The organism is Streptosporangium brasiliense (genome assembly GCF_030811595.1).
GTDB lineage: Bacteria > Actinomycetota > Actinomycetes > Streptosporangiales > Streptosporangiaceae > Streptosporangium > Streptosporangium brasiliense.
Map to the genome: position 1 here is coordinate 7159306 of NZ_JAUSRB010000002.1, position 18013 is coordinate 7177318.

At 70.3% G+C, this 18013-nt stretch carries 21 protein-coding genes; 9 read left to right on the forward strand and 12 right to left on the reverse strand.

Going from position 1 to position 18013, the window contains the following annotated elements:
• Positions 1–27: 27 nt before the first annotated feature.
• A complete protein-coding gene (locus J2S55_RS41585; protein WP_306872661.1) occupies positions 28–954 on the reverse strand; it encodes an FAD-dependent oxidoreductase in 927 nt (308 codons plus the stop codon).
• A gap of 291 nt (positions 955–1245) precedes the next feature.
• Between J2S55_RS41585 and J2S55_RS41590 the strand changes: the two genes are divergently transcribed.
• Positions 1246–1941 carry a TetR/AcrR family transcriptional regulator gene (locus tag J2S55_RS41590; RefSeq protein WP_306872663.1) on the forward strand — a complete coding sequence of 232 codons (696 nt, stop codon included), beginning with the start codon at positions 1246–1248 and terminating at the stop codon, positions 1939–1941.
• Positions 1942–2418: 477 nt separating this feature from the next.
• On the opposite strand, the gene J2S55_RS41595 is transcribed toward J2S55_RS41590, so the two are convergent.
• Complete coding sequence (locus tag J2S55_RS41595) at positions 2419–2724, reverse strand: hypothetical protein (RefSeq protein WP_306872665.1); 306 nt, start codon at positions 2722–2724, stop codon at positions 2419–2421.
• A gap of 958 nt (positions 2725–3682) precedes the next feature.
• On the opposite strand from J2S55_RS41595, the gene J2S55_RS41600 reads away from it, so the two are divergent.
• The 5 genes from J2S55_RS41600 (at position 3683) to J2S55_RS41620 (ending at position 7934) form a co-directional block, all read left to right on the forward strand.
• Positions 3683–4045, forward strand: coding sequence for a ParB N-terminal domain-containing protein (locus J2S55_RS41600; protein WP_306872668.1), 363 nt, complete (start codon positions 3683–3685; stop codon positions 4043–4045).
• 90 nt (positions 4046–4135) lie between these two features.
• On the forward strand, positions 4136–4975 hold the full coding sequence (locus tag J2S55_RS41605; RefSeq protein ID WP_306872670.1) for an alpha/beta fold hydrolase: 840 nt from the start codon (positions 4136–4138) through the stop codon (positions 4973–4975).
• A 180-nt stretch (positions 4976–5155) separates the two neighbouring features.
• Positions 5156–5332 (forward strand): hypothetical protein, encoded by a 177-nt coding sequence (locus J2S55_RS41610; RefSeq protein ID WP_306872672.1) that lies wholly within the window; start codon positions 5156–5158, stop codon positions 5330–5332.
• Between the two features lie 336 nt (positions 5333–5668).
• Complete coding sequence (locus tag J2S55_RS41615; RefSeq protein WP_306872675.1) at positions 5669–6976, forward strand: pentapeptide repeat-containing protein; 1308 nt, start codon at positions 5669–5671, stop codon at positions 6974–6976.
• Positions 6977–7205: 229 nt separating this feature from the next.
• Entirely contained in the window at positions 7206–7934 is a 729-nt protein-coding gene (locus tag J2S55_RS41620) for a DUF8817 family protein (RefSeq protein ID WP_306872676.1), read from the forward strand.
• Between the two features lie 43 nt (positions 7935–7977).
• Here the strand turns inward: J2S55_RS41620 and J2S55_RS41625 are convergent, their stop codons facing one another.
• The 8 genes from J2S55_RS41625 to J2S55_RS41660 all read right to left on the reverse strand — a co-directional run bounded on the left by J2S55_RS41625 (position 7978) and on the right by J2S55_RS41660 (position 15053).
• The gene (locus J2S55_RS41625; protein ID WP_306872677.1) at positions 7978–8220 is read right to left on the reverse strand and encodes a hypothetical protein; all 243 of its coding nucleotides are present in this window, start codon (positions 8218–8220) and stop codon (positions 7978–7980) included.
• Positions 8217–8426 carry a hypothetical protein gene (locus J2S55_RS41630; protein WP_306872679.1) on the reverse strand — a complete coding sequence of 70 codons (210 nt, stop codon included), beginning with the start codon at positions 8424–8426 and terminating at the stop codon, positions 8217–8219. Before J2S55_RS41630 ends, J2S55_RS41625 begins: the two co-directional genes overlap by 4 nt.
• Before the next feature lie 173 nt (positions 8427–8599).
• Complete coding sequence (locus J2S55_RS41635; protein ID WP_306872680.1) at positions 8600–8908, reverse strand: alpha/beta hydrolase; 309 nt, start codon at positions 8906–8908, stop codon at positions 8600–8602.
• Between the two features lie 174 nt (positions 8909–9082).
• Entirely contained in the window at positions 9083–9499 is a 417-nt protein-coding gene (locus J2S55_RS41640) for a response regulator transcription factor (protein ID WP_306872682.1), read from the reverse strand.
• 5 nt (positions 9500–9504) lie between these two features.
• The gene (locus J2S55_RS41645) at positions 9505–10020 is read right to left on the reverse strand and encodes a hypothetical protein (protein ID WP_306872684.1); all 516 of its coding nucleotides are present in this window, start codon (positions 10018–10020) and stop codon (positions 9505–9507) included.
• Between the two features lie 178 nt (positions 10021–10198).
• Positions 10199–11068 (reverse strand): sensor histidine kinase, encoded by an 870-nt coding sequence (locus tag J2S55_RS41650; RefSeq protein WP_306872687.1) that lies wholly within the window; start codon positions 11066–11068, stop codon positions 10199–10201.
• A 184-nt stretch (positions 11069–11252) separates the two neighbouring features.
• Positions 11253–14078, reverse strand: coding sequence for a TIR domain-containing protein (locus tag J2S55_RS41655; protein ID WP_306872689.1), 2826 nt, complete (start codon positions 14076–14078; stop codon positions 11253–11255).
• 327 nt (positions 14079–14405) lie between these two features.
• Positions 14406–15053: a winged helix-turn-helix transcriptional regulator gene (locus tag J2S55_RS41660; RefSeq protein WP_306872692.1), complete on the reverse strand. Its 648-nt coding sequence runs from the start codon at positions 15051–15053 to the stop codon at positions 14406–14408.
• A gap of 112 nt (positions 15054–15165) precedes the next feature.
• On the opposite strand from J2S55_RS41660, the gene J2S55_RS41665 reads away from it, so the two are divergent.
• Genes J2S55_RS41665 through J2S55_RS41675 form a run of 3 tightly spaced genes read left to right on the forward strand, consistent with a single transcriptional unit; the run spans position 15166 to position 16867 of the window.
• Positions 15166–15720, forward strand: a complete 555-nt coding sequence (locus tag J2S55_RS41665) for a dihydrofolate reductase family protein (protein WP_306872695.1) — start codon at positions 15166–15168, stop codon at positions 15718–15720.
• Positions 15721–15770: 50 nt separating this feature from the next.
• Positions 15771–16604: an alpha/beta fold hydrolase gene (locus J2S55_RS41670; protein WP_306872698.1), complete on the forward strand. Its 834-nt coding sequence runs from the start codon at positions 15771–15773 to the stop codon at positions 16602–16604.
• A gap of 29 nt (positions 16605–16633) precedes the next feature.
• A complete protein-coding gene (locus J2S55_RS41675) occupies positions 16634–16867 on the forward strand; it encodes a DUF4287 domain-containing protein (protein WP_306872701.1) in 234 nt (77 codons plus the stop codon).
• Here the strand turns inward: J2S55_RS41675 and J2S55_RS48545 are convergent.
• Together J2S55_RS48545 and J2S55_RS41680 are read right to left on the reverse strand one after the other, a co-directional pair.
• Positions 16792–17061: a Tn3 family transposase gene (locus J2S55_RS48545; protein WP_370879757.1), complete on the reverse strand. Its 270-nt coding sequence runs from the start codon at positions 17059–17061 to the stop codon at positions 16792–16794. The genes J2S55_RS41675 and J2S55_RS48545 overlap by 76 nt on opposite strands.
• A gap of 117 nt (positions 17062–17178) precedes the next feature.
• Positions 17179–17934 (reverse strand): DedA family protein, encoded by a 756-nt coding sequence (locus J2S55_RS41680; RefSeq protein ID WP_306872703.1) that lies wholly within the window; start codon positions 17932–17934, stop codon positions 17179–17181.
• Between the last annotated feature and the right edge of the window lie 79 nt (positions 17935–18013).

Here is an 18013-nt window from a genome sequence, read left to right on the forward strand (position 1 = left end):
CACTGAGCTGGCACTGAGCTGGCCGGCTCAGTGGTCCTGCTGGTGTTCGGGGATCAGAGTGAGGAGGCTTTCGTAAGCTGTGTCGCCGAACATCTCCTTGAGGTGCATGGCCGTCTCGTCGTCAGCCTGGCTCATGCGGGTGAACATGGCCTGCTCGTATTCGTCGAGGTGGGCGGCGAGGGCCTTGCCGAGTTCGGCGCCGTCGTACATGGCCAGGCTGGCCCCCTCGCCGTTGGGGGCCAGCAGGTGGGCGGCGTCGCCGACCAGGGTCATCCCGGGTGTCCGGTCCCACCGGTGCCCGTCGGGCAGGGCGTAGTGCGGACGCAGGACCGGCGGGGTGTCGGTGTCGCTGATCAGCGCGGTGAGCTCGGGCGCCCAGCCGTCGAACTCCGCCGCGACGCGGGTGGCGGCCGCGGGCGGATCGGAGAAGTCGATGCCGTCGAACCACTCCAGCGGCCTGGTGAGCTCCACATAGGCGTGCAAGGTGTCGCCGTGTTCGCGGTGAGCAGTGATCGCCTTCCCCGACGCATGGGCGAACATCGAACCGCCGCCGACCGCCTTCGCGACGGCCGGGTGCCGCGTGTCGGCGTCGAACAGGTAGGTCTCGACGAATGACGTGCCGACGTACTCGGGCACCGCCTCCGACAGCAGCGGGCGGACCCGCGACCAGGCGCCGTCCGCGCCGACCAACAGACTCGTGGTGACGCTGCCGCCGTCGGCGAAGATCACCTCGTGGCGGCCGCTGCCGAGGCTCCGGGCGCCGGTGACCTTGCGGCCCCACCGGACGGTGCCCTCCGGGAGCGCGTCCAGCAGCATCCGCCGCAGGTCCGCGCGCTGCGCCTCCGGACGGCCGCCCATACCGTTGTCGGCTTTCTCGAACAGGACGGCGCCGTCCGACCCCAGAGCGCGTATCGCCTGGCGGCCCTCCAGAACGATGGCGCGGAACTCCTCCATCGGACCGGCCGCCTCAAGGGCGAGCTGCCCGTTGTAGTCGTGGATGTGAGCATCCCACCCTGCGTCCGTGCCTCCGGTGATGCCTCCGCCTCGTAGACCTCGGCCGGGATGCCGTGGACGTGCAGGACGCGGGCCAGAGTGAGTCCGCCGAGCCCGGCGCCGATGATCGTGACGGGATTCATGATGGCTCCTTCGTGCCAAGGACGGCGAGGCCGGCACTTATGGTGCACTGTTCCACCTTGGAACACTATACCAACTTGGTTCAGTGTTCCAAGGTGGCAGAATGCATACATGGCAACGCGAGCGCGCCGGACACAGCGGCGCAGACAGGTGCTCTCCCGCGAGCAGATCATCGATACCGCCATCGAGCTGCTCGACGCGGGCGGCGCAGGCGGGCTGACCGTCCGGGCGCTGACCGAGCGCCTGGCCACCGGGTCCGGGGCGATCTACTACCACGTGGGCACTCGGGACGAGCTGCTGGACACCGCGACTGAAACCGTCATCGCCGCCGCCCTGGCCACCGAGCCCGCCCGGGCTCCGGCCACGCCCGAGAACGAGATCCGCGTCGTCGCCCTGGGCCTGTTCGACGCAATCGCCGAACACCAGTGGCTCGCCACGCGGCTGGCCGTCCAGCTCACCCGAAACCCGTGGGGTCCGGTGACCGTAGGGATCTTCGAGAAGATCGGCCGGCAGGTGCGCGCCTTGGGCGTGCCGCAAGCCGTCTGGTTCGTCGCGGCCTCAACGCTCGTGCACTACATCCTCGGCGCCGTCAGCCAGACCCGCATCGACGGGTACACCTCAGGCGTCGAGACCGACGAGGATCGCGAGAAGTTCCTGGAGGCAGCGTCGATGGCGTGGCAGGAACTCGACCCCGCCGACTACCCGTTCATGCACGCCATCAGCGGCCAGATGCGCGAGCACGATGATCGCGAGCAGTTCCTCGCCGGCATCGCCCTCATCCTCGACGGCATTACCAACCTCCGCTGACCCCGCCGAACTCGATGGTCAGGGGGCGTCATGTCCGCCCAGCATTGACCGGGCACGTCACAACAAGATCAACACCGGTTGGGGCTCATGGCGCGTTTCTTACCGGCACCCTCTTGACGACAGGCCGACTCGTCAAGATCATTCTCAGCGCCAACGGCTGTACCGATGTTCACATGGGCCCGACTGGAGGGCCCGTAGGGGTCCTGGCAGTAGCGGCGCAGAAAACAACGGATATGCAGGTCAGCGATCTCTCTTCGGGCGGGCGACCGTGGACGACGGCCCGTTGAGGACCGTGCCTGCCGACGCCTCCGGAATGGACGAGCGGGGCTCGGCCACGTCTGCTGGGCGGCAACATGGCCACCCCGAGGCCGCAGTGTCCCCGCCTGGCGGCATGGGCCACCGGCGACGGGGCCGGGGCCGGACGCCCCCGTCGCCGTCGTCACCCGGTCAGCGAGCATCCCGGGGCAGGAGGCGCGGTCAGCGGCACAGCCTGGTCAGCCGCGTCGCGATATTGACGCCCGCTTGTTTGGTGGCGCCACTCCACATGCCGTCCGTCACGCTGTAGATCCTGCTGCGGAGGACCGACCACGAACCGGTGGTCGGCTTGTTGAGCTTCTTCAGCCAGGCCCTCGCGTCGGCGGATGCCCTGCTGCAGGAGTCGGCGGCCACCTGGGCCGTCGCCGTCTGCGACGTCCCGGATGCGTGGGCGGCCGTGACCGGCAGGGCGATGGCCGCTGCGACCAGCAGGGGGGCGGTCATGATGCTGATACGGCGAAAATTCAAGATCTTCCCTCCACGGATACCATGATCATCTAGCAAGATCGTCCAGCAGTGTAGCCGGGGACGCCGCGACGATGCCAGCCCGGAGGCACGGAGCCCTAAACGCTGAAAAGAGGCGACATCAACGGTGCCGGATACGTTCCGGGCCATGCACTGGGTCGTGAACAGAACGCTCCGCGCCCGGTGTGGCCGCCGCACTGGCGCCGGCCTTACAACAGGCCAATCCCGAAGGAGTCGGGCCGAGCCCGTGACGATCGCCGGCGGTTGCCGGGCGCCGTACGGGGTTGGGGTGTTGGTAAGGAACGTGTCACCAGCCGCCGATCAGAGGGATGGCACAGGTCAGCGACTTGCATCGAGGAGCTGCGATGGGTCCGGTGAATCAAGGCCCCTATGCAGGGATACCTTCCTGACCTGCAGAGACGTTGCGGTTTGCGGCTGGTGACACGTTTCTTGACGACACTCCTACATGGTCGTCCCGGGTGAGGAGCGCCGAGCGGCCTACGGGCCGTTGCCGGACGCCGATCCCTGGGTCTGGCACTACCGCGGGATGCTGTCCCTCTGACGCCGCGCGCGTGGCGGCGCCGGCTGGACCGGGCGCCAGGCCGCACGCCCGGCCGGCTGGCCGCCGGAGCGCGCGGCGGGACGCGCCGGGCGCGGACCACCCTTGACCAGGCTTGTCTGGAGGGCCACCGTCAATCGCCTCATGCACCACGCGCACATGGTCGAGACCAGCGGTGATCCCACGGCCTGGCCGAAGCTCTAGCGGGCAAGGGCGTCATGTTCCTGACCTGACCGCCCGGCAAGACCCTGTGCGTCCACCGGTCCGGAGAACTCGTAGCGGTCAGCCTGGATCAGGCCGGCCGCCTACCTGGAGAGGTCCCTGACTGCCCACAATCCCCGCTGCGCACACCATTCGGCGGCACTGACGCCAGTGAGGCTGCTTATCGGTCATGATGTCCAGATGTCGCTCTCACCGGTTCACCTACCAACTGCTCTCGTCGTGCGATACCGCGCATGCGATCGCGAGACTGTCGACTCCGCGCTCGTCGACACGCCACGTCATCTGGACGCGTTGACGGTTGACATCGGAGAGCGCGGGATCCTCACACCGCTTTCCCTTGGGTTCAACGAGGAGTTCGGGACGCTGGACGGCAACCACAGGATTGCCGTGGCTCTTCGACTCGGCCTGGAATCGGTCCCGGTCACATTATTCAGACAACCGCTAACCCCTCGGCCTCTTCACGCGCAGCCCATGCTTCCCGAGGACCTGATCATCCTTCAGGACGCAGCAGGGTCGGCAATCCTCCTTGCCACGCACGACTAGAGCATGTCTGATAAATGATCACGGTGGGTGCGGTTAGATGATCGTTCGCGGTGCGACGAGGTGCCCTGACCGGGAAGGTTCACCGGGTTCATGGGCCTGGGGCGTACGAAGATCGGCGGCGATATCGACATGCCGCCGAGCGTGATTCCGCCTAAGGTCTGCTGGATGACGCTCTCTTATGACATGGCTGGCGATGGCCCAGTGCTGGTGCTGTTGCATTCCGGGGTGTGCGACCGGCGCATGTGGGATCCACAGTGGTCGGTCCTGCTCGATGCAGGATACCGGGTGGTCCGCTGTGATTTCCGTGGGTTCGGCGAGTCCCCGGTGGCGGACCGCCCGTACGACAACGCCGAGGATGTCGTGGATCTGCTCGGGAACCTCGGCATCGAACGGGCGGCGCTGGTGGGGTCCTCGTACGGCGGGCAGGTGGCCATGGAGGTGGCCGCCCGTCAGCCAGACATGGTCACGGCCCTGGTGCTGCTCTGTTCCGCTCTACCCGGGCACGTGCCCAGCGACGTGCTGCGATCCTTCGCCGAACGGGAGGAGGCGCTGATCGAAGCCGGTGACATCGCGGGGGCCGTTGATCTGAATGTGGAGAACTGGCTGGGCCCCGAGGCCGATGACACGGTTCGAGAGCGGGTCCGCCGGATGCAGCGACGCGCGTTCGATGTGCAGTTGGCCGCGGCGGAGGAGTTCGCACCGACCGAGGCGGAGGTGGATCTCTCGCTGATCAAGGCCTCGTGTCTGGTTCTGTCCGGTGGCCACGACCTGGCGGATTTCCAGGAGATCGCCGCCCGGCTACCGGAACAACTTGCCGATGCCCGTCACCGCGAGCTGCCCTGGGCGGGTCACTTGCCCAGCCTGGAGCGGCCCGCCGAAGTGACGGACCTGCTGATCCGGTTCCTGCGCGCAACAGTCCCGGCGCGCTGAGCAAACTCGATCTCAGCCGCGCCGGCCACGGGGACTGTGCCCATGTCCTGGTCGCCGCGCATTCCCGGGAGCCGGTGACGGTCCCGGAGGCGAGTTCTTCCCACCGGAACGTGACGCCCAGGGCGTGCACGCGCACGCTCCCTGCGGCGGAACAGGAGGCGGAACAGGAGAGGGAACGACATGAGCGACACCGTCACCCTGACCACTGGATCCGAGACCATCGTCATCCCGCTCGACGACGAGTGCCACAACCTCCCGGACGACCCCGTGGTCACCGGCGTGCGCAACGAGACATCGGCCGGAGTGGTGCTCTGGAGCGGCCAAAACTGCCGGGACCAGTGGTGCCCCTGGCCGTAGTTCCGCCAGGCCAAAGCCAGAGCTTCGATCCGGGACTCAACGTGGGCTCGCTCGGCTTCACTCCTGCCGCCACACTCCCCGCCAACCTCCGCCCCGAGTGACGGCCGGCCGCCGGGGCCTTCGGGGAGCTTGGCGGTAGCAGCCGCTGCCTGCGATGTTTCGGCGCCATACCGGACAGTGCGTCGGCTCTGTCCGACCTGCCCGGTAACGATCATGTAGCGTCCGGCCGGATGCGGGCCGCGGGCGGCTGGAATGGAGGACATGCCGTTACTGCCGCGTCGCCTTTCCTCCCGAGTTGATGTGCCGGTTGTCGCGGCGGAGGTGGTTCCGCCGCAGTTGCGTACCCCCCGGCCGGCCGCGTGGTGGATCGTGCCGGTCACGTTGCTGGTGGGTGGGGTGGTCGGTGGGCTGGCCTGGCTGCTGCTGGGGGCCGGGTGGAGCGCGGCCGAGGCCACCGCCCGTCAGGGCGCGATCCAGACCGCGCTGGCGGCCGGTGCCGGGGTCGGCGCGGCGGTCACGCTGATGCTGGCCTTCCGCCGGCAGCGTCACCAGGAGCACGCCGCGCACGTCACCGCCTACCTCGCCGAGCGCAACGCCCAGCTGACCGAGCAGATCGCCGAGCGCAACGCCGCGCTGGCCGAGCAGGTGGCCGACAACACCAAGCACGACGCCACCGAGCGCCGGGTGACCGAGCTGTACACCAAGGCGGTCGAGCAGCTCGGACACGCAGGCGCCGCCGTCCGCCTGGGCGGCCTGTATGCGCTGGAGCGGCTGGCCCAGGACAATCCCGGGCATCGGCAGACGATCGTGAACGTGATCTGCGCCTACCTGCGCATGCCGTACGCCCCGCCTCCGACGCCCGATCCGGTCGCGGACCGGGCCGAGGCCCTGCGCGCCGCCCGGCGCCGCCACCACGCCCTACGCACCGCCGCCCGCGGACGCACCACACCCCCACCCGCCCCAGCCGGCACCGACACCGGCCAGGACACCGAAGGCGAACGCCAGGTCCGCCTCACCGCCCAACGCATCCTCACCGACCACCTGCGCGACGAACGCCCCGCAGACCAGCGCTCCACCCTCCCGGCCGCACCGACCTTCTGGGAGAGGATGCGCCTGGACCTGACCGGCGCCACCCTCATCGACTTCGACCTGACCGACGGCCACGTCACCGACGCCCGGTTCACCAGGGCGACCTTCACCGGGGGCGCCTGGTTCGAGAGGGCGTCCTTCACCGGGACCGCCATCTTCGACAGGGCGTCCTTCACCAGGGGCGCCTGGTTCGTCGGGGCGACCTTCACCAGGTACGTCCGGTTCGTCGGGGCGACCTTCACCAGGACCGCCGTCTTCGACGGGGCGACCTTCACCGGGTACGCCGGGTTCGACAGGGCGTCCTTCACCGGGACCGCCGGGTTCGATGGAGCGTCCTTCACCGAAGACGCCGGGTTCAACAAGGCGGCCTTCACCGGGTACGCCAATTTCCACGAGGCGACCTTCACCGAACCCCCTCGGCTGGGTGGGGCTGTGGTGGTCGATCCTGCGGCCGCTCATGTGTGGCCGGACGGGTGGCGGCTGGAGACGACAGCGGAGGGGACCGGCCGTCTGATCCGCGAGGAGACCGACCGCGACCCGGCCCAGGGTGCCTGACCGGAGGTGGCGGGCCGGCGTTGCCCTTTGGCCGTACACCGGATGGCCATACACCGGACAGTGCACCGATTTCTGTTTGGTCATTCTCCGGCGGCCTGTTTCCGTCGTATTCCGGTGGTATGCCCTGTAGTTCGACAGACATCACGAATGCCTGGCCACTGGAACGATCCATGTGCGAGGTTCGCCGCAGGGTGCAAGCATCGTCGGACGACCTGGGAGGTGGAATGACGTGAGTGAGATTTCGGTTCGGCCGAACGAGACGACGGTGCCGTTGATGCCGTGCGCGTCGGTCGAGGAGACCTTGGCGTTCTACGAGGCGCTGGGGTTCCAGGCGACCCACAAGCAGAGCAGGCCCTATGTCTACCTGGCGCTGCAGTGGAGCGGATTCCAACTGCACTTCGGTCCGGCGCCCAAGAGTCTGGATCCGGCCCGGGAGGAGTCCGGAGGGTGCCTGGTCATGGTCGACGCCGTGGCGCCGTACCACGCGGCGTTCGTCGCGGCGATGCGCCAGGTCTACGGCAAGGTGCTGAGTTCAGGCCTGCCGCGGATCACCCGCTACCGGCCAGGCGCGTCCCGGTTCACACTGATCGATCCGTCCGGGAACTCGATCATATTCATCCAGCGTGGCGAGCCTGCCGACGTGGAGTACGGCGGCTCGAAGAAGCTGACAGGTCTGGCCAAGGCGCTCGACAACGCCCGGATTCTGCGTGAGTTCAAGAATGACGACCTGCAGGCTTTCCGCGCGCTCAAGTCCGCGGTGCGCAGGCATGGCGCGGACGCCCCGGTGGTCGAGCGGGCCATCGCCCTGTGCCACCTCATCGACCTGGCCATGGTCCTCGGCGAACCCACCGATCCATGGAGCGCCGATTTGCGCGGTCTGGAACTCACCACCAGCGACAGGCAGCGCATCGAGTCGGAACTCGGGCATCTCACCGGACTTCAGGAGTGGCTTCCCTGAAAGGGGCCATGCCCGTCAGGATCCTCGGTCTCCCCGCTGTCAGCTACCGGATTCCTCGACGCATCAGGTCAACCTCGGGCACCGCAGCAACCCTGGCCTCTCCACCAGGGTCGAGCCCGGCGGACAGGGATTCGATCTCGGCGCGGGCGGCGGCGCGTCGTTCCGTCTCGTCGACGACGGCGGGCGCGGGCGAGGCGGCCAGCCGGTCATGGTCGATCTCCGGGACCGCGGGGGCGGGCTGCGGTACGGCGGCCGCGGTGAGCGCCAGGTTCGAGCGGCTGATCACCACCGGCGCGGCCGGCCGCGCCGGGCGGCCCGGCACGGGGACGGGTGGCCCGGCACGGGGACGGTGAGCACCGCGCGGAGCGCCCACTGCCCGGCCGGGTTCTGCCGCATGTGGTAGCTGGGCCGGCAGGTGGCGAACACCGTCCGGTCCCACTCCGACAGCCAGGGGGCGGCCGCGCCGGAGAACCACAGGCCGCCGGTGTTCATGCCGACGGGGACGCCGCGCTGGGCGGCCCACCCGTAGACGCGGCCGTCGCGGTGGTGGACGCCACCCGAGTCCGGCGGCAGTTCCTCCGAGGTGGTTTTGGGGCGGACCAGCGTGGAGAGTCCTGCAGGAACTCAGGGGTTACTTCTCAGGCGGCGCCGTACCTGGGGGCGGGTCACCGCTTCGAGTTTGCCACCGGCTCCACCTTCACGGGCGGGATCGCGGCCAGGCATGCGGTGTCGCCGAGCTTGCCGTGGCGGATGAATCCGGAAGTGATCCCGGCCACGCAGCCGCTCGGGTCGTATTCGGCCACGTGCCCCATGTTGGGCACCTTGAGGAAGGTGGCGTCGCGGTACTGGCGGGTGGCGTGTACGGAGGTTGTGGCGTCGAGGTCGGCGGCGACGCCGAGGACGGGCACGTCGGGGAAGTGCCCGGTCGAGGTGTAGGGCCGGTGGGCCGGCCACTTCAGGCAGGCGGAGGTCATGGTCGAGGCACCGTGGCCGAAACGGTGGGGCACCATTCGGGGGCGGCGGACAGCGGGGTGAGCAGGCCGAGGCCCGTGGAGGAGGCGGCCAGCAGGCCAGTGACGGTCGGGAACATGCTTTCAAGCTCGGAGAACGCCGGGGTGGCCGCACATCTGCCGATCGGGTCTTGCGTGTCAACGATCGGGCAGGATTCCGGCGTCGTGGGCGATGATCGACGCCTGGACTCGATTGCCACAGCCGAGCTTGGTGAGGATGCGGCTGACATGGGTCTTGACCGTGCCCTCGCCCATGAACAGGTCTTTGGCGATCTCGGCGTTGGAGTGTCCGGCGCCGACCAGCACGAGCACCTCGTGCTCCCGCTCGGACAGGACGGCGATGAGCTCGCCGGCCCGTCGGTTCTCGCGCTGGAGGTAGCGGTCGAGGATGCGGCGGGTGAGCTGTGGAGCGAGGATGGCGTGGCCGTCGGCGACGGCTTCCGCGCCGTCGGACGCCTCGGCCACGACCGCGATGTCGTCGGCGTGTTCCAGGATCAGACGGACACCGGTGCGCAGCAGGGCTTCGTCGTCGGAGAGCAGGACGCGGATAGGCATGCCGCTCATTCTCCCGGGCCCACGCGCACGTCATTCTTTAGGCCCACGCGCACGCTGATGAGCCGCTTGTCCACGATGCACTCGCCGGCCAGGCAGTAGCGGACGATGCGGACCGGGTCGGCGGTGATGTCGTAGCCGGCGTAGAAGTACCGGCAGCGGGTGCCTTCGGGGCGGAGCGGCTCGTGGCCGGCGGCGGCCAGTTCGGCGATCGGCTCCGACGTCCCGACGGCGCGGCGCAGCGCGGTGTCGGCCATCCCGATGTCGATCATGATTGCCCGTGACGGCAACGGCAGGTAGGCCAGGGCGGTGCCGAGGAGCACCGCCACCGCCGCTGTCCCGGCCGCGTGCGCCAGCGCGAGCCCGGCACGCGAGCTGCCGTGCGGCAGGGCGGTCGGCGTAGGTGGGGGCGGGCTCACCGCCGATCCGGTGAAGGCGGCTCCGTCCCAGGGCAACCGGGCCAGGATCCGGAAGCCGCCTCCGGGCGGCTGACCGGCGGTGAACGTGCCGCCCAACAGGCGCACCCGCTCCCGAGCCCGGCCAGCCCGCTCCCCGACCCGCTGTCGGCCGTGCCGGGCGAGGGCCCGTTCTCCACCGCGAGGACCAGCTCGTGCGGCTCGTGCCGCACCTCCACCCGGCACGCCGCTCCAGGCGTGTGCCGATGGAGGTTGGTCAGCGCCTCGCGGACCAGCCGATGCGCGGCTATCCGTACCGCCCGGTGCTCCTGCCCGATGTCGGGTCCGGTCCAGCGGAGGGAGACCTCGGTCCCGGCCGCCTGCGATTCGCCGACCAGGCGCTCCAATTCGCGCGGGTGCCCGTCGCGTCGGTGAGGCCGTCGGAGGGGCTGTCCGCGCCGCCCCGCAGGACTTTCAGGACGGCCCGCAACTCGTTCATGGCCGTGGCCGCTGTGTCCCGCACCAGTCGTGCGCGCTCGGCCAGCGGAGGAGTGGCGCTCAGCTCCAGCCCTCCGGCGTACAGGGAGATGAGGCCGAGCCGGTGGCCGATCAGGTCGTGCATCTCCTGGGCGATCCGGGAACGTTCGAGCAGTCGGGCCCGTGAGGCGGTCAGCTCGTGGGCGCGTTCCAGTACGTCGTTGCGCTCCCGCAGGGCGTGCACGAGTCGCTCGCGCTGGACCACGATGAGCCCCAGGAGCGCCGGCGCGGCCAGGCAGATCACCGAGATCGTGACCATGACGACGGTGACTTGCCGCCAGGCCGCCGGCGGTGCGGGCGCCAGGGCAATGACCGTCTGCAGGGCTCCGGCCGGCACCCATGCGACGCCGCGGGCCGGGATACGGCTGGCGGTGCCGTACGCGATGACCGCGAGGGCGACCCCGGTCTCGATGAAGCGGCCGAACAGCACCGCCGCCCCCAGCAGCGCGACCAGCGGCCAGCGCCGTCGTGCCAGCACCAGCCCGGCGGCGGACACACACGCGACGGCCAACAGGCTGGGGTCGCCCAGCGTGGTCATGGACGGCCAGGCCAGCCAGGTGGCGGTCTCGGCCAGTATCACGATCAGGAGGGTGACCAACAGCACCGGCGCGACCGGCTGATGTTTATCCTCGGATGGCATAGGCCCATTCAAGGGGCTGCCCGTGCCAGGTGGGTCGGGGGCCCGACGGGCCAGGGCCTCAGAGGCCACGGCTGATCATGCACGAGGTCGAAGGCCATGCCCGGAAACCTTTGTCGGGCCGGCACCACCCCCGACGCCTGGTGGCGTAACCGGTCAGACCCGGTGAACCTTTCCGGTCACCGCACTATGGACAGACGGGCCGGCGCGGCTCGTCCTTCAGGTGCAGGCTCCACTCGGCGTCGGTGAGGGTACGGCCCGCCGTCGCGCAGAGCAGCGCCACCGGGTCGGCCGCCGTCGCGGTCCCCCACAACCGCGCGGCGCCGTCCTCGCCCGCGGTCGCGAGGGTACGGCCGTCGGGGCTGAACGCCACCCCCAGGGACGAGCCGCCGGAGCCGGTCATCGGCCGGCCGATCTGCCGGTACGCCTCGGGGTCCCAGAACCTGATCGTCCCATCGACCCCGGTGCTGGCGAGCAGCCGTCCGTCCCGGCTGAACGCCACCCGCAGCACCGTGCCCGTGTGCCCGGTGAGCGGTTGGCCCAGCGGCCGGCGCGTCCGCACGTCCCACAGCCTGACCGTCCCGTCGACTCCGGCGCCGGCGAGGGTCCTGCCGTCGGGGCTGAAGGCCAGGTCGTACACCGGACCGGGGTGCCCGGTGAGCGGCGCCCCGAGCCGCCGGCCGGTGGCGGCGTCCCAGAACCTGATCGTGGTGTCGAGGCCGCCGGTGGCGAGGGTCCTGCCGTCGGGGCTGAAGGTCACCGTCCAGATCGTGTCGGTGTGCCCGGTGAGCGGTTGGCCCAGCGGCCGGCGCGTCCGCACGTCCCACAGCCTGACCGTCCCGTCGGCGCCCGCGCTTGCCAGGACCCGCCCGCCGGAACCGAACGCCACGTCGTACACCGGGCCGGAGTGCCCGGTGAGCGGCGCCCCGATCCGCCGCCCGGTGGCGGCGTCCCAGAGCAGTACGGTCCGGTCCCCTCCGGCGCCGGCGAGCACACGGCCGTCCGGGCTGAACGCCACCCCCAGGACGGCGTCGGTGTGACCCGTGAGCGGCGCGGCGGTCTCCTCACGGGTGACGGGATCCCACAACCTGACCGTCTTGTCGTCCCCGGCGGTGGCGAGGGTCCTGCCGTCGGGGCTGAAGGTCAGCGCCCTGATCGGGCCGGTATGACCGGTGAGAGGCCGCCCGAGCCGGCGATGGACGGCGGGATTCCACAGCCTGATCATGCCGTCGTTACCCGCGCTGGCCAAGGTCCCGCCGTCGGGGCTGAACGCCATGGCCCTGGCCTGGTCGGTGTGGCCGGTGAGGGCCTCCCCGAGCTGCCGGTGGGTGGCCGGATCCCACAGCCTGACCGTGCCGTCACCTCCCACGCTGGCCAGGGACCGGCCGTCGGGGCTGAATCTCACCTCCCAGATGACGTTGTCGGTGTGGCCGGTGAGGGCCTTCCCGAGCTGCCGGTGGGTGACTGGATCCCACAGCCTGACCGTGCCGTCGTCCCCCGCGCTGGCCAGCGTCTTCCCGTCGGGACTGAACGCCACCCGCAGCACCGTCTCGGTGTGCCCGGAGAGCGGGCGGCCGAGCCGGCGGCGGGTGACCGCGTCCCATAGCCGGACGACCTTGTCGTTGCCTCCCGTCGCGAGGGTGCGGCCGTCGGGGCTGAACGCCACGTCGTACACCGGACCGGGGTTGCCGAGCGGACGCCCGAGCCCGCGGCGGGTGGCGGGGTCCCACAACCTGACGGAACCGTCGACCCCGGCGCTGGCGAGCGTCCGCCCGTCGGGGCTGAACGCCACCCCGTAGATCGCGCCGCTGTGGCCGGTGAGGGGCTGCCCGAGCTGCCGGCGGGTGACAGGGTCCCACAACCTGACCGTGCCGTCCTCCCCCGTCGTGGCGAGAGACCGGCCGTCGGGACTGAACGCCACGTCCTGGGCCGGGCCGCTGTGGCCGGTGAGGGGCTGCCCGAGCTGCCGGCGGGTGACGGGATCCCACAACCTGACCGTGCCGTCCTCCCCCGTCGTGGCGAGGGAGCGGCCGTCGGGACTGAACGCGGCTCCGTTGAGCTTCCCGCTGTGGCCGGGGAAACCGCCCACCGAGGGGTTGGCGAGCGCGTTCAGCAGACCGGCGTGGGCGTCCGGTGTCTGCATGATCCGCCACCCGGCCACGGCGAGCAGCCGGGACAGGACGGGGTCGGTGTCGTCGAGGTTCTCGCTCCGCGCCGCCAGTTGGCGTGACAGGGCGTCCTGACGTCTGACCTCCGCCAGGTCACGCTGCTGGACCGCGATCAGGCCCGCCACGACGGACAGGACGAGCAGCACCGCCATCGCCAGCACCGAGCCGGTGATCACCTGGACCCTCCGGCGCTGCGCCCGGACGTCCTCGCCTTCGAGCTCGTCCTTGGCGAGGCCGTGCATGGGCGCGGCCAGTTCCGCGATCGCGCCGCGGAAGGACGCGTTCCGCAGGGTCAGATGGACGTCCTCGTGCGCCCATCTCATGTCCAGGTAGCGGGGTTCGACGCCGAAGGCGCCGTGCAGCGCCGGATGGACGGCGGTGGAGGCCGCGCGGTCGAAGTCGCCGGCCGCCTCGTCCCAGACGCAGCCCCCGTCGGTCACCACGATCATGATCGTCTGTGGCCCCTTGACCTCGATCCACCGGCCGATCTCCTTGCCGACCCACCTGGACCGGGCGGACTCCGGTGAAGCCAGGAGGACGAACCAGGCGGACCTGTCGAGGTTGGAGCGGATGCTGGGCCACAGCTCCGCGGTGACCGCCAGGCCGGTCGTGTCCCGGAAGACCTCCAGCGCCCGCCGGCGATGCCAGGGCCTGGCCAGCTGTTGCAGCCCCCGCTGGATGGCGGGGGCGAACGCTCCCCGGGCGCTCCGCGAATAGGAGATGAAGGCCGCGTACCGCTTACCGGCGACGGCGAGGGGCTCGGCGGCCACGTGCCGCTCACCGGCCACGGCCTCGGCGTCCGCGCCCGCCGGGGTGAGATCGTCCCGTCCGGCCAGAACCGTCACCTCCAGCGCGCTCTCCGACGTCCTCCCGCCCCTCCCCCGGAACCCCCGTGCCGGGGAAGGCCACACTCAATGGGGTCATCGGTCGCCGGCTCCGACTCGTTTCCAGCCGGCGAGGTCGCGAGCCGGCCCCGTGACGGACCAGTGAGCCGAGCGCCTCCGGCGGATGCGCGCCACCTCTCGGGGTCCCAGGAGCAATGCGGCCGACCTGCATCGACTCGCTCAATCAAGATCGCATTTGTGGGTTTTGGGCTTACCTTGGCCGCGCCCCAGGTGGAGCCGGTCGGAGGGTAGGTGCGGCAGACCGGCGGCGTCCCGCCGGATGGCTGGTCAGAAGCGAAACGCCTGGACGAACCGGTGGAGAAGTGCGGGATCACCCTCCACCCGCACGCTGCCGTCGGTGAGTGCTTGATCGGGGGTCTTGGCACCGGTCATCAGCGCGTGGATCCCCTGGTCGTTCAGCCTTTCGATGATGAGGTCCGGGGCCGGGTGCGGACCGATGCCGACCGTCAGGGCTCCGACGGTGATCTGCAGGCGGAGGGTGAACTCGCCCATGCGCACCTCATAGCCGACGGTGGTGTCCCGGGCCGCCTCCGGCTGGTAGGTGGTGCGGAAGGCCATGGCCACCGATTCGGCGGTGATGGCCTCGCCGGGGCGGGGCTCGGTCATCGTGCGGGCGCCCCAGCGGCCGAGCGCGATCAGCGCCGGTTCCAGATCGCGTCCGTAGTCGGTGAGCTCATAGACGACCGCGCGCTCGGGGTGGGGCAGCGCGCGTCGGGAGGCCAGGCCCGCCTCCTCGAGTCGTTTGAGGCGGGTCGACAGGATGTTGGTCGGGATGGCGGGCAAGCCCTTGCGCAGGTCGCCGTAGCGCTGGGGCCCCGACAGCAGGTTGCGGACGATCAGCAGCATCCAGCGTTCGCCGACCATCTCCAACGCGCGGGCCAGGCCGCAGAACTGTCCGTACTCACGAGCCATCATGCTGCACATCCTACAGCGAACTTCAGTTGACAAAGCATGCTTGCAAAAGACAAGCTTGCTGCTCGTCCGGCCACCAGACCGGTTCACCTGGTGATGTGTGAGGAGTGATCGCATGACTGACGGCCTTACGGCGCGGAAGATCGCGGCTGGGCTGTTCATCTCGCTGGACGGCGTGGTGGAGGCGCCGGAGAGGTGGCACTTCCCGTACCTGAGCGAGGAGATGGGTGCGGTGGTCGGTCAGATGTACGCCGAGGCCGACACGCTGCTGCTGGGCCGGGTCACCTACGAGGCGTTCGCCGCGGTGTGGCCGCACCAGACCGGTGAGATGGCCGACGCGATCAACGGCATCGGCAAGGTCGTGGCCTCCACGACCCTGACCCAGGTCACCTGGGACAACTCCACCCTGATCGAGGGTGACCTGGTCGCGGCGGTGAAGGAGCTCAAGGAGCAGCCCGGCGGCACGATCGCGCTGTCGGGCAGCGTCAGCCTGGTCCGCACCCTGCTGGCGGCCGGTCTGCTGGACGAGCTGCGGCTGCTGGTCCACCCGCTGGTGGTCGGCGCCGGCATGCGCCTGTTCCCCGAGGACACCCCACCGGTCCCGCTGGAGCTGGCCCGGTCGGCCACCTTCGCCAACGGCGTCCTCGACCTGACCTACCAGCCCGCCTGACCCACCCCCCTCTCTGATCCACCCCCACCGGACGAGAACGGAACACCCTCATGAACGATGTCCAGACCAAGATGCTCCAGGTGCCCGGTGCGCGTCTGCACTACGAGGTCCGGGGATCCGGGCCGCTGCTGCTGATGATCCCCGGCGCGCCCGCCGACGCCGGAGCGCTGGCCGCCCTGGCGGCCGTGCTGGCCGACCGCTACACCGTGGTCACCTACGACCAGCGCGGTCTGTCTCGCAGCCCGTTGACCGGACCGCCCGCCGACCAGGACGTCACGGTGTTCAGCGCCGACGCCTCCCGGCTGCTGGCCGCCCTGACCGCCGAACCTGCCTACGTGTTGGGCAACAGCGGCGGCGCGCTCACCGCCCTGGACCTGGCCACCCGTCATCCCGAACAGGTCCGCGCCCTGATCGCCCACGAGCCGCCGCTCCCCGAGCTGCTGCCCGACCGCGACCACTGGCGAGCCGCCTTCCAGAACGTGCACGACACCTACCGCGAACACGGCGCCGGCGCGGCGATGGGTAAGTTCATCACCACCGTCGACGGGGAGAACGCCACCCCTCCCCCGATGCCCGACCCCTCCCGGATGCCGCCTGAGGCGCTGGAGATGATGGGCCGCATCCAGGGCAACCTGGACCACTTCCTGTCCCACATCCTGCTGCCCGTACTGCGCTTCACCCCTGACGTCGCCGCGCTGCGCTCCGGCTCTGTCCCGATCGCCGTCGGCGTCGGGATCGCCTCCGGCGACGGAGTCCCCGCCCTGTCGGCCCGGGTGCTGGCCGACCGGCTCGACACCGCGCCGCTGGTCTTCCCCGGCGACCACCAGGGCCTGGCGACCGACGCCACCACCAGCGCCGACATCATCCACACCACCCTGGCCTGACCACCACCGCCGGAACGGGACCGCAGAACATGGCCACACCGGTCAAGGGCAACCCCGCCGGCTACTTCTCCTCGATCGAGACCAAGTACGGCCGCCCCGTCCAGGACTGGATCGATCTCATCAATGCCTCACCCCTGACCAAGCACATGGAACTCGTCGGCCGGCTCAAGACCGAGCACGGCCTGGGTCACGGCCACGCCAACGCTCTGGTCGCCCACGCCCTCGCCGGCAGGAACCAGCCCAGATCGGCCCCCGTCCCGTGAACACCGGGCCGGCTCTCACGGGACGGGGTTGAGCGGCCATCGCGCGACAGCATCCGGGTCACCTCACAGGCGCGGGCCGCGCCGGTGCGGATCGCCCCGACGATCCGCGGGATGTCCTCCCGGTGCCGCTCGATGCGCCCCAGGTCGATGCGGCCGCGGGCGACGTCGGTGAACGGCCCGTAGTCGGCGCGCATCGATGCGCCGCACCTTCTGGTCGGGCAGGTCGGCCGGCTGCCGAGTCGTAGGCGTACCCGGCCAAGGTGAGCAGGCCGGACACGATGTCGCTGCAGGAGGCCGTGGGCGGGTCGCCATCAGGGCTGCCGGGGGCCGTGGCGGGCATGTCGTCGTCGGCGGACGAGGTGGAGGCCCGCGTAGGCGCCGGCGAGCAGGGCGAGTGCCGTGATGGCGTACCACTGGTAGTGGCGCAGGTCGTCTTCGATGGTGACCAGGTGGCGGCCGGCGTAGGAGCCGAGGACTGTCCATAGGGCGACCCAGAGGGCGGCGCCGAGGGCGTTGTAGGCGAGGAAGCGGCGCCAGGGCATGCCAGTGGTGCCGGCGATGACGCCGTTGAGCTGGCGCAGACCTTCGATGAACCGCGCCCCAATGATGATCTTGGTGCCGTGGCGGGCGACGAACCGTTCGGCTCGCGCGAAGCGGGCGGGGGTCAACAGCAGGTAGCGGCCGTAGCGGGTGACCAGGCGGCGGCCGCCGGCACGGCCGATGCCATAGCCGATGTTGTCGCCGATCACCGCGGCGAAGAACGCCACGGCGGCGACGGCCACGATGTTGAGGTGGCCCTGGCCGGCGTAGGCCGCGCCGGCGATGAGCACGGTCTCGCCGGGCACCGGGACGCCGAAGTTCTCCAGCAACACCAGCATCGCGATGGTGAGATAGCCGGATCCACCGCTCAGTCCCCACAGCCGCGCAAGCACGGGCAGGACAGCGGACAGCGGCGCGATCATGATGTACCGCTGTCGGCCGGCGGGTGAGGAGCGGCCGTCATCCTCGCGCTGCTCGGCACCGGAGCGCTCACCGCCCGACAGGCCCGGTTGAGCTCGGAGACTCACACCGTTGCGTCCCTGCCGCCGCTGTCGCCTTCCTCGCATCTCCAGCCCTCCCCTCACCAGCCAGATGTAATCCATGTTA

Coding starts and splice junctions, on each gene's coding strand:
- J2S55_RS41585 (WP_306872661.1), bottom strand. CDS start 954: ATGGAGGAGTTCCGCGCCATCGTTCTGGAGGGCCGCCAGGCGATACGC.
- J2S55_RS41590 (WP_306872663.1), top strand. CDS start 1,246: ATGGCAACGCGAGCGCGCCGGACACAGCGGCGCAGACAGGTGCTCTCC.
- J2S55_RS41600 (WP_306872668.1), top strand. CDS start 3,683: ATGTCGCTCTCACCGGTTCACCTACCAACTGCTCTCGTCGTGCGATAC.
- J2S55_RS41605 (WP_306872670.1), top strand. CDS start 4,136: ATGGGCCTGGGGCGTACGAAGATCGGCGGCGATATCGACATGCCGCCG.
- J2S55_RS41610 (WP_306872672.1), top strand. CDS start 5,156: ATGAGCGACACCGTCACCCTGACCACTGGATCCGAGACCATCGTCATC.
- J2S55_RS41630 (WP_306872679.1), bottom strand. CDS start 8,426: ATGAACACCGGCGGCCTGTGGTTCTCCGGCGCGGCCGCCCCCTGGCTG.
- J2S55_RS41635 (WP_306872680.1), bottom strand. CDS start 8,908: ATGACCTCCGCCTGCCTGAAGTGGCCGGCCCACCGGCCCTACACCTCG.
- J2S55_RS41640 (WP_306872682.1), bottom strand. CDS start 9,499: ATGCCTATCCGCGTCCTGCTCTCCGACGACGAAGCCCTGCTGCGCACC.
- J2S55_RS41650 (WP_306872687.1), bottom strand. CDS start 11,068: ATGCCATCCGAGGATAAACATCAGCCGGTCGCGCCGGTGCTGTTGGTC.
- J2S55_RS41660 (WP_306872692.1), bottom strand. CDS start 15,053: ATGATGGCTCGTGAGTACGGACAGTTCTGCGGCCTGGCCCGCGCGTTG.
- J2S55_RS41665 (WP_306872695.1), top strand. CDS start 15,166: ATGACTGACGGCCTTACGGCGCGGAAGATCGCGGCTGGGCTGTTCATC.
- J2S55_RS41670 (WP_306872698.1), top strand. CDS start 15,771: ATGAACGATGTCCAGACCAAGATGCTCCAGGTGCCCGGTGCGCGTCTG.
- J2S55_RS41675 (WP_306872701.1), top strand. CDS start 16,634: ATGGCCACACCGGTCAAGGGCAACCCCGCCGGCTACTTCTCCTCGATC.
- J2S55_RS48545 (WP_370879757.1), bottom strand. CDS start 17,061: ATGCGCGCCGACTACGGGCCGTTCACCGACGTCGCCCGCGGCCGCATC.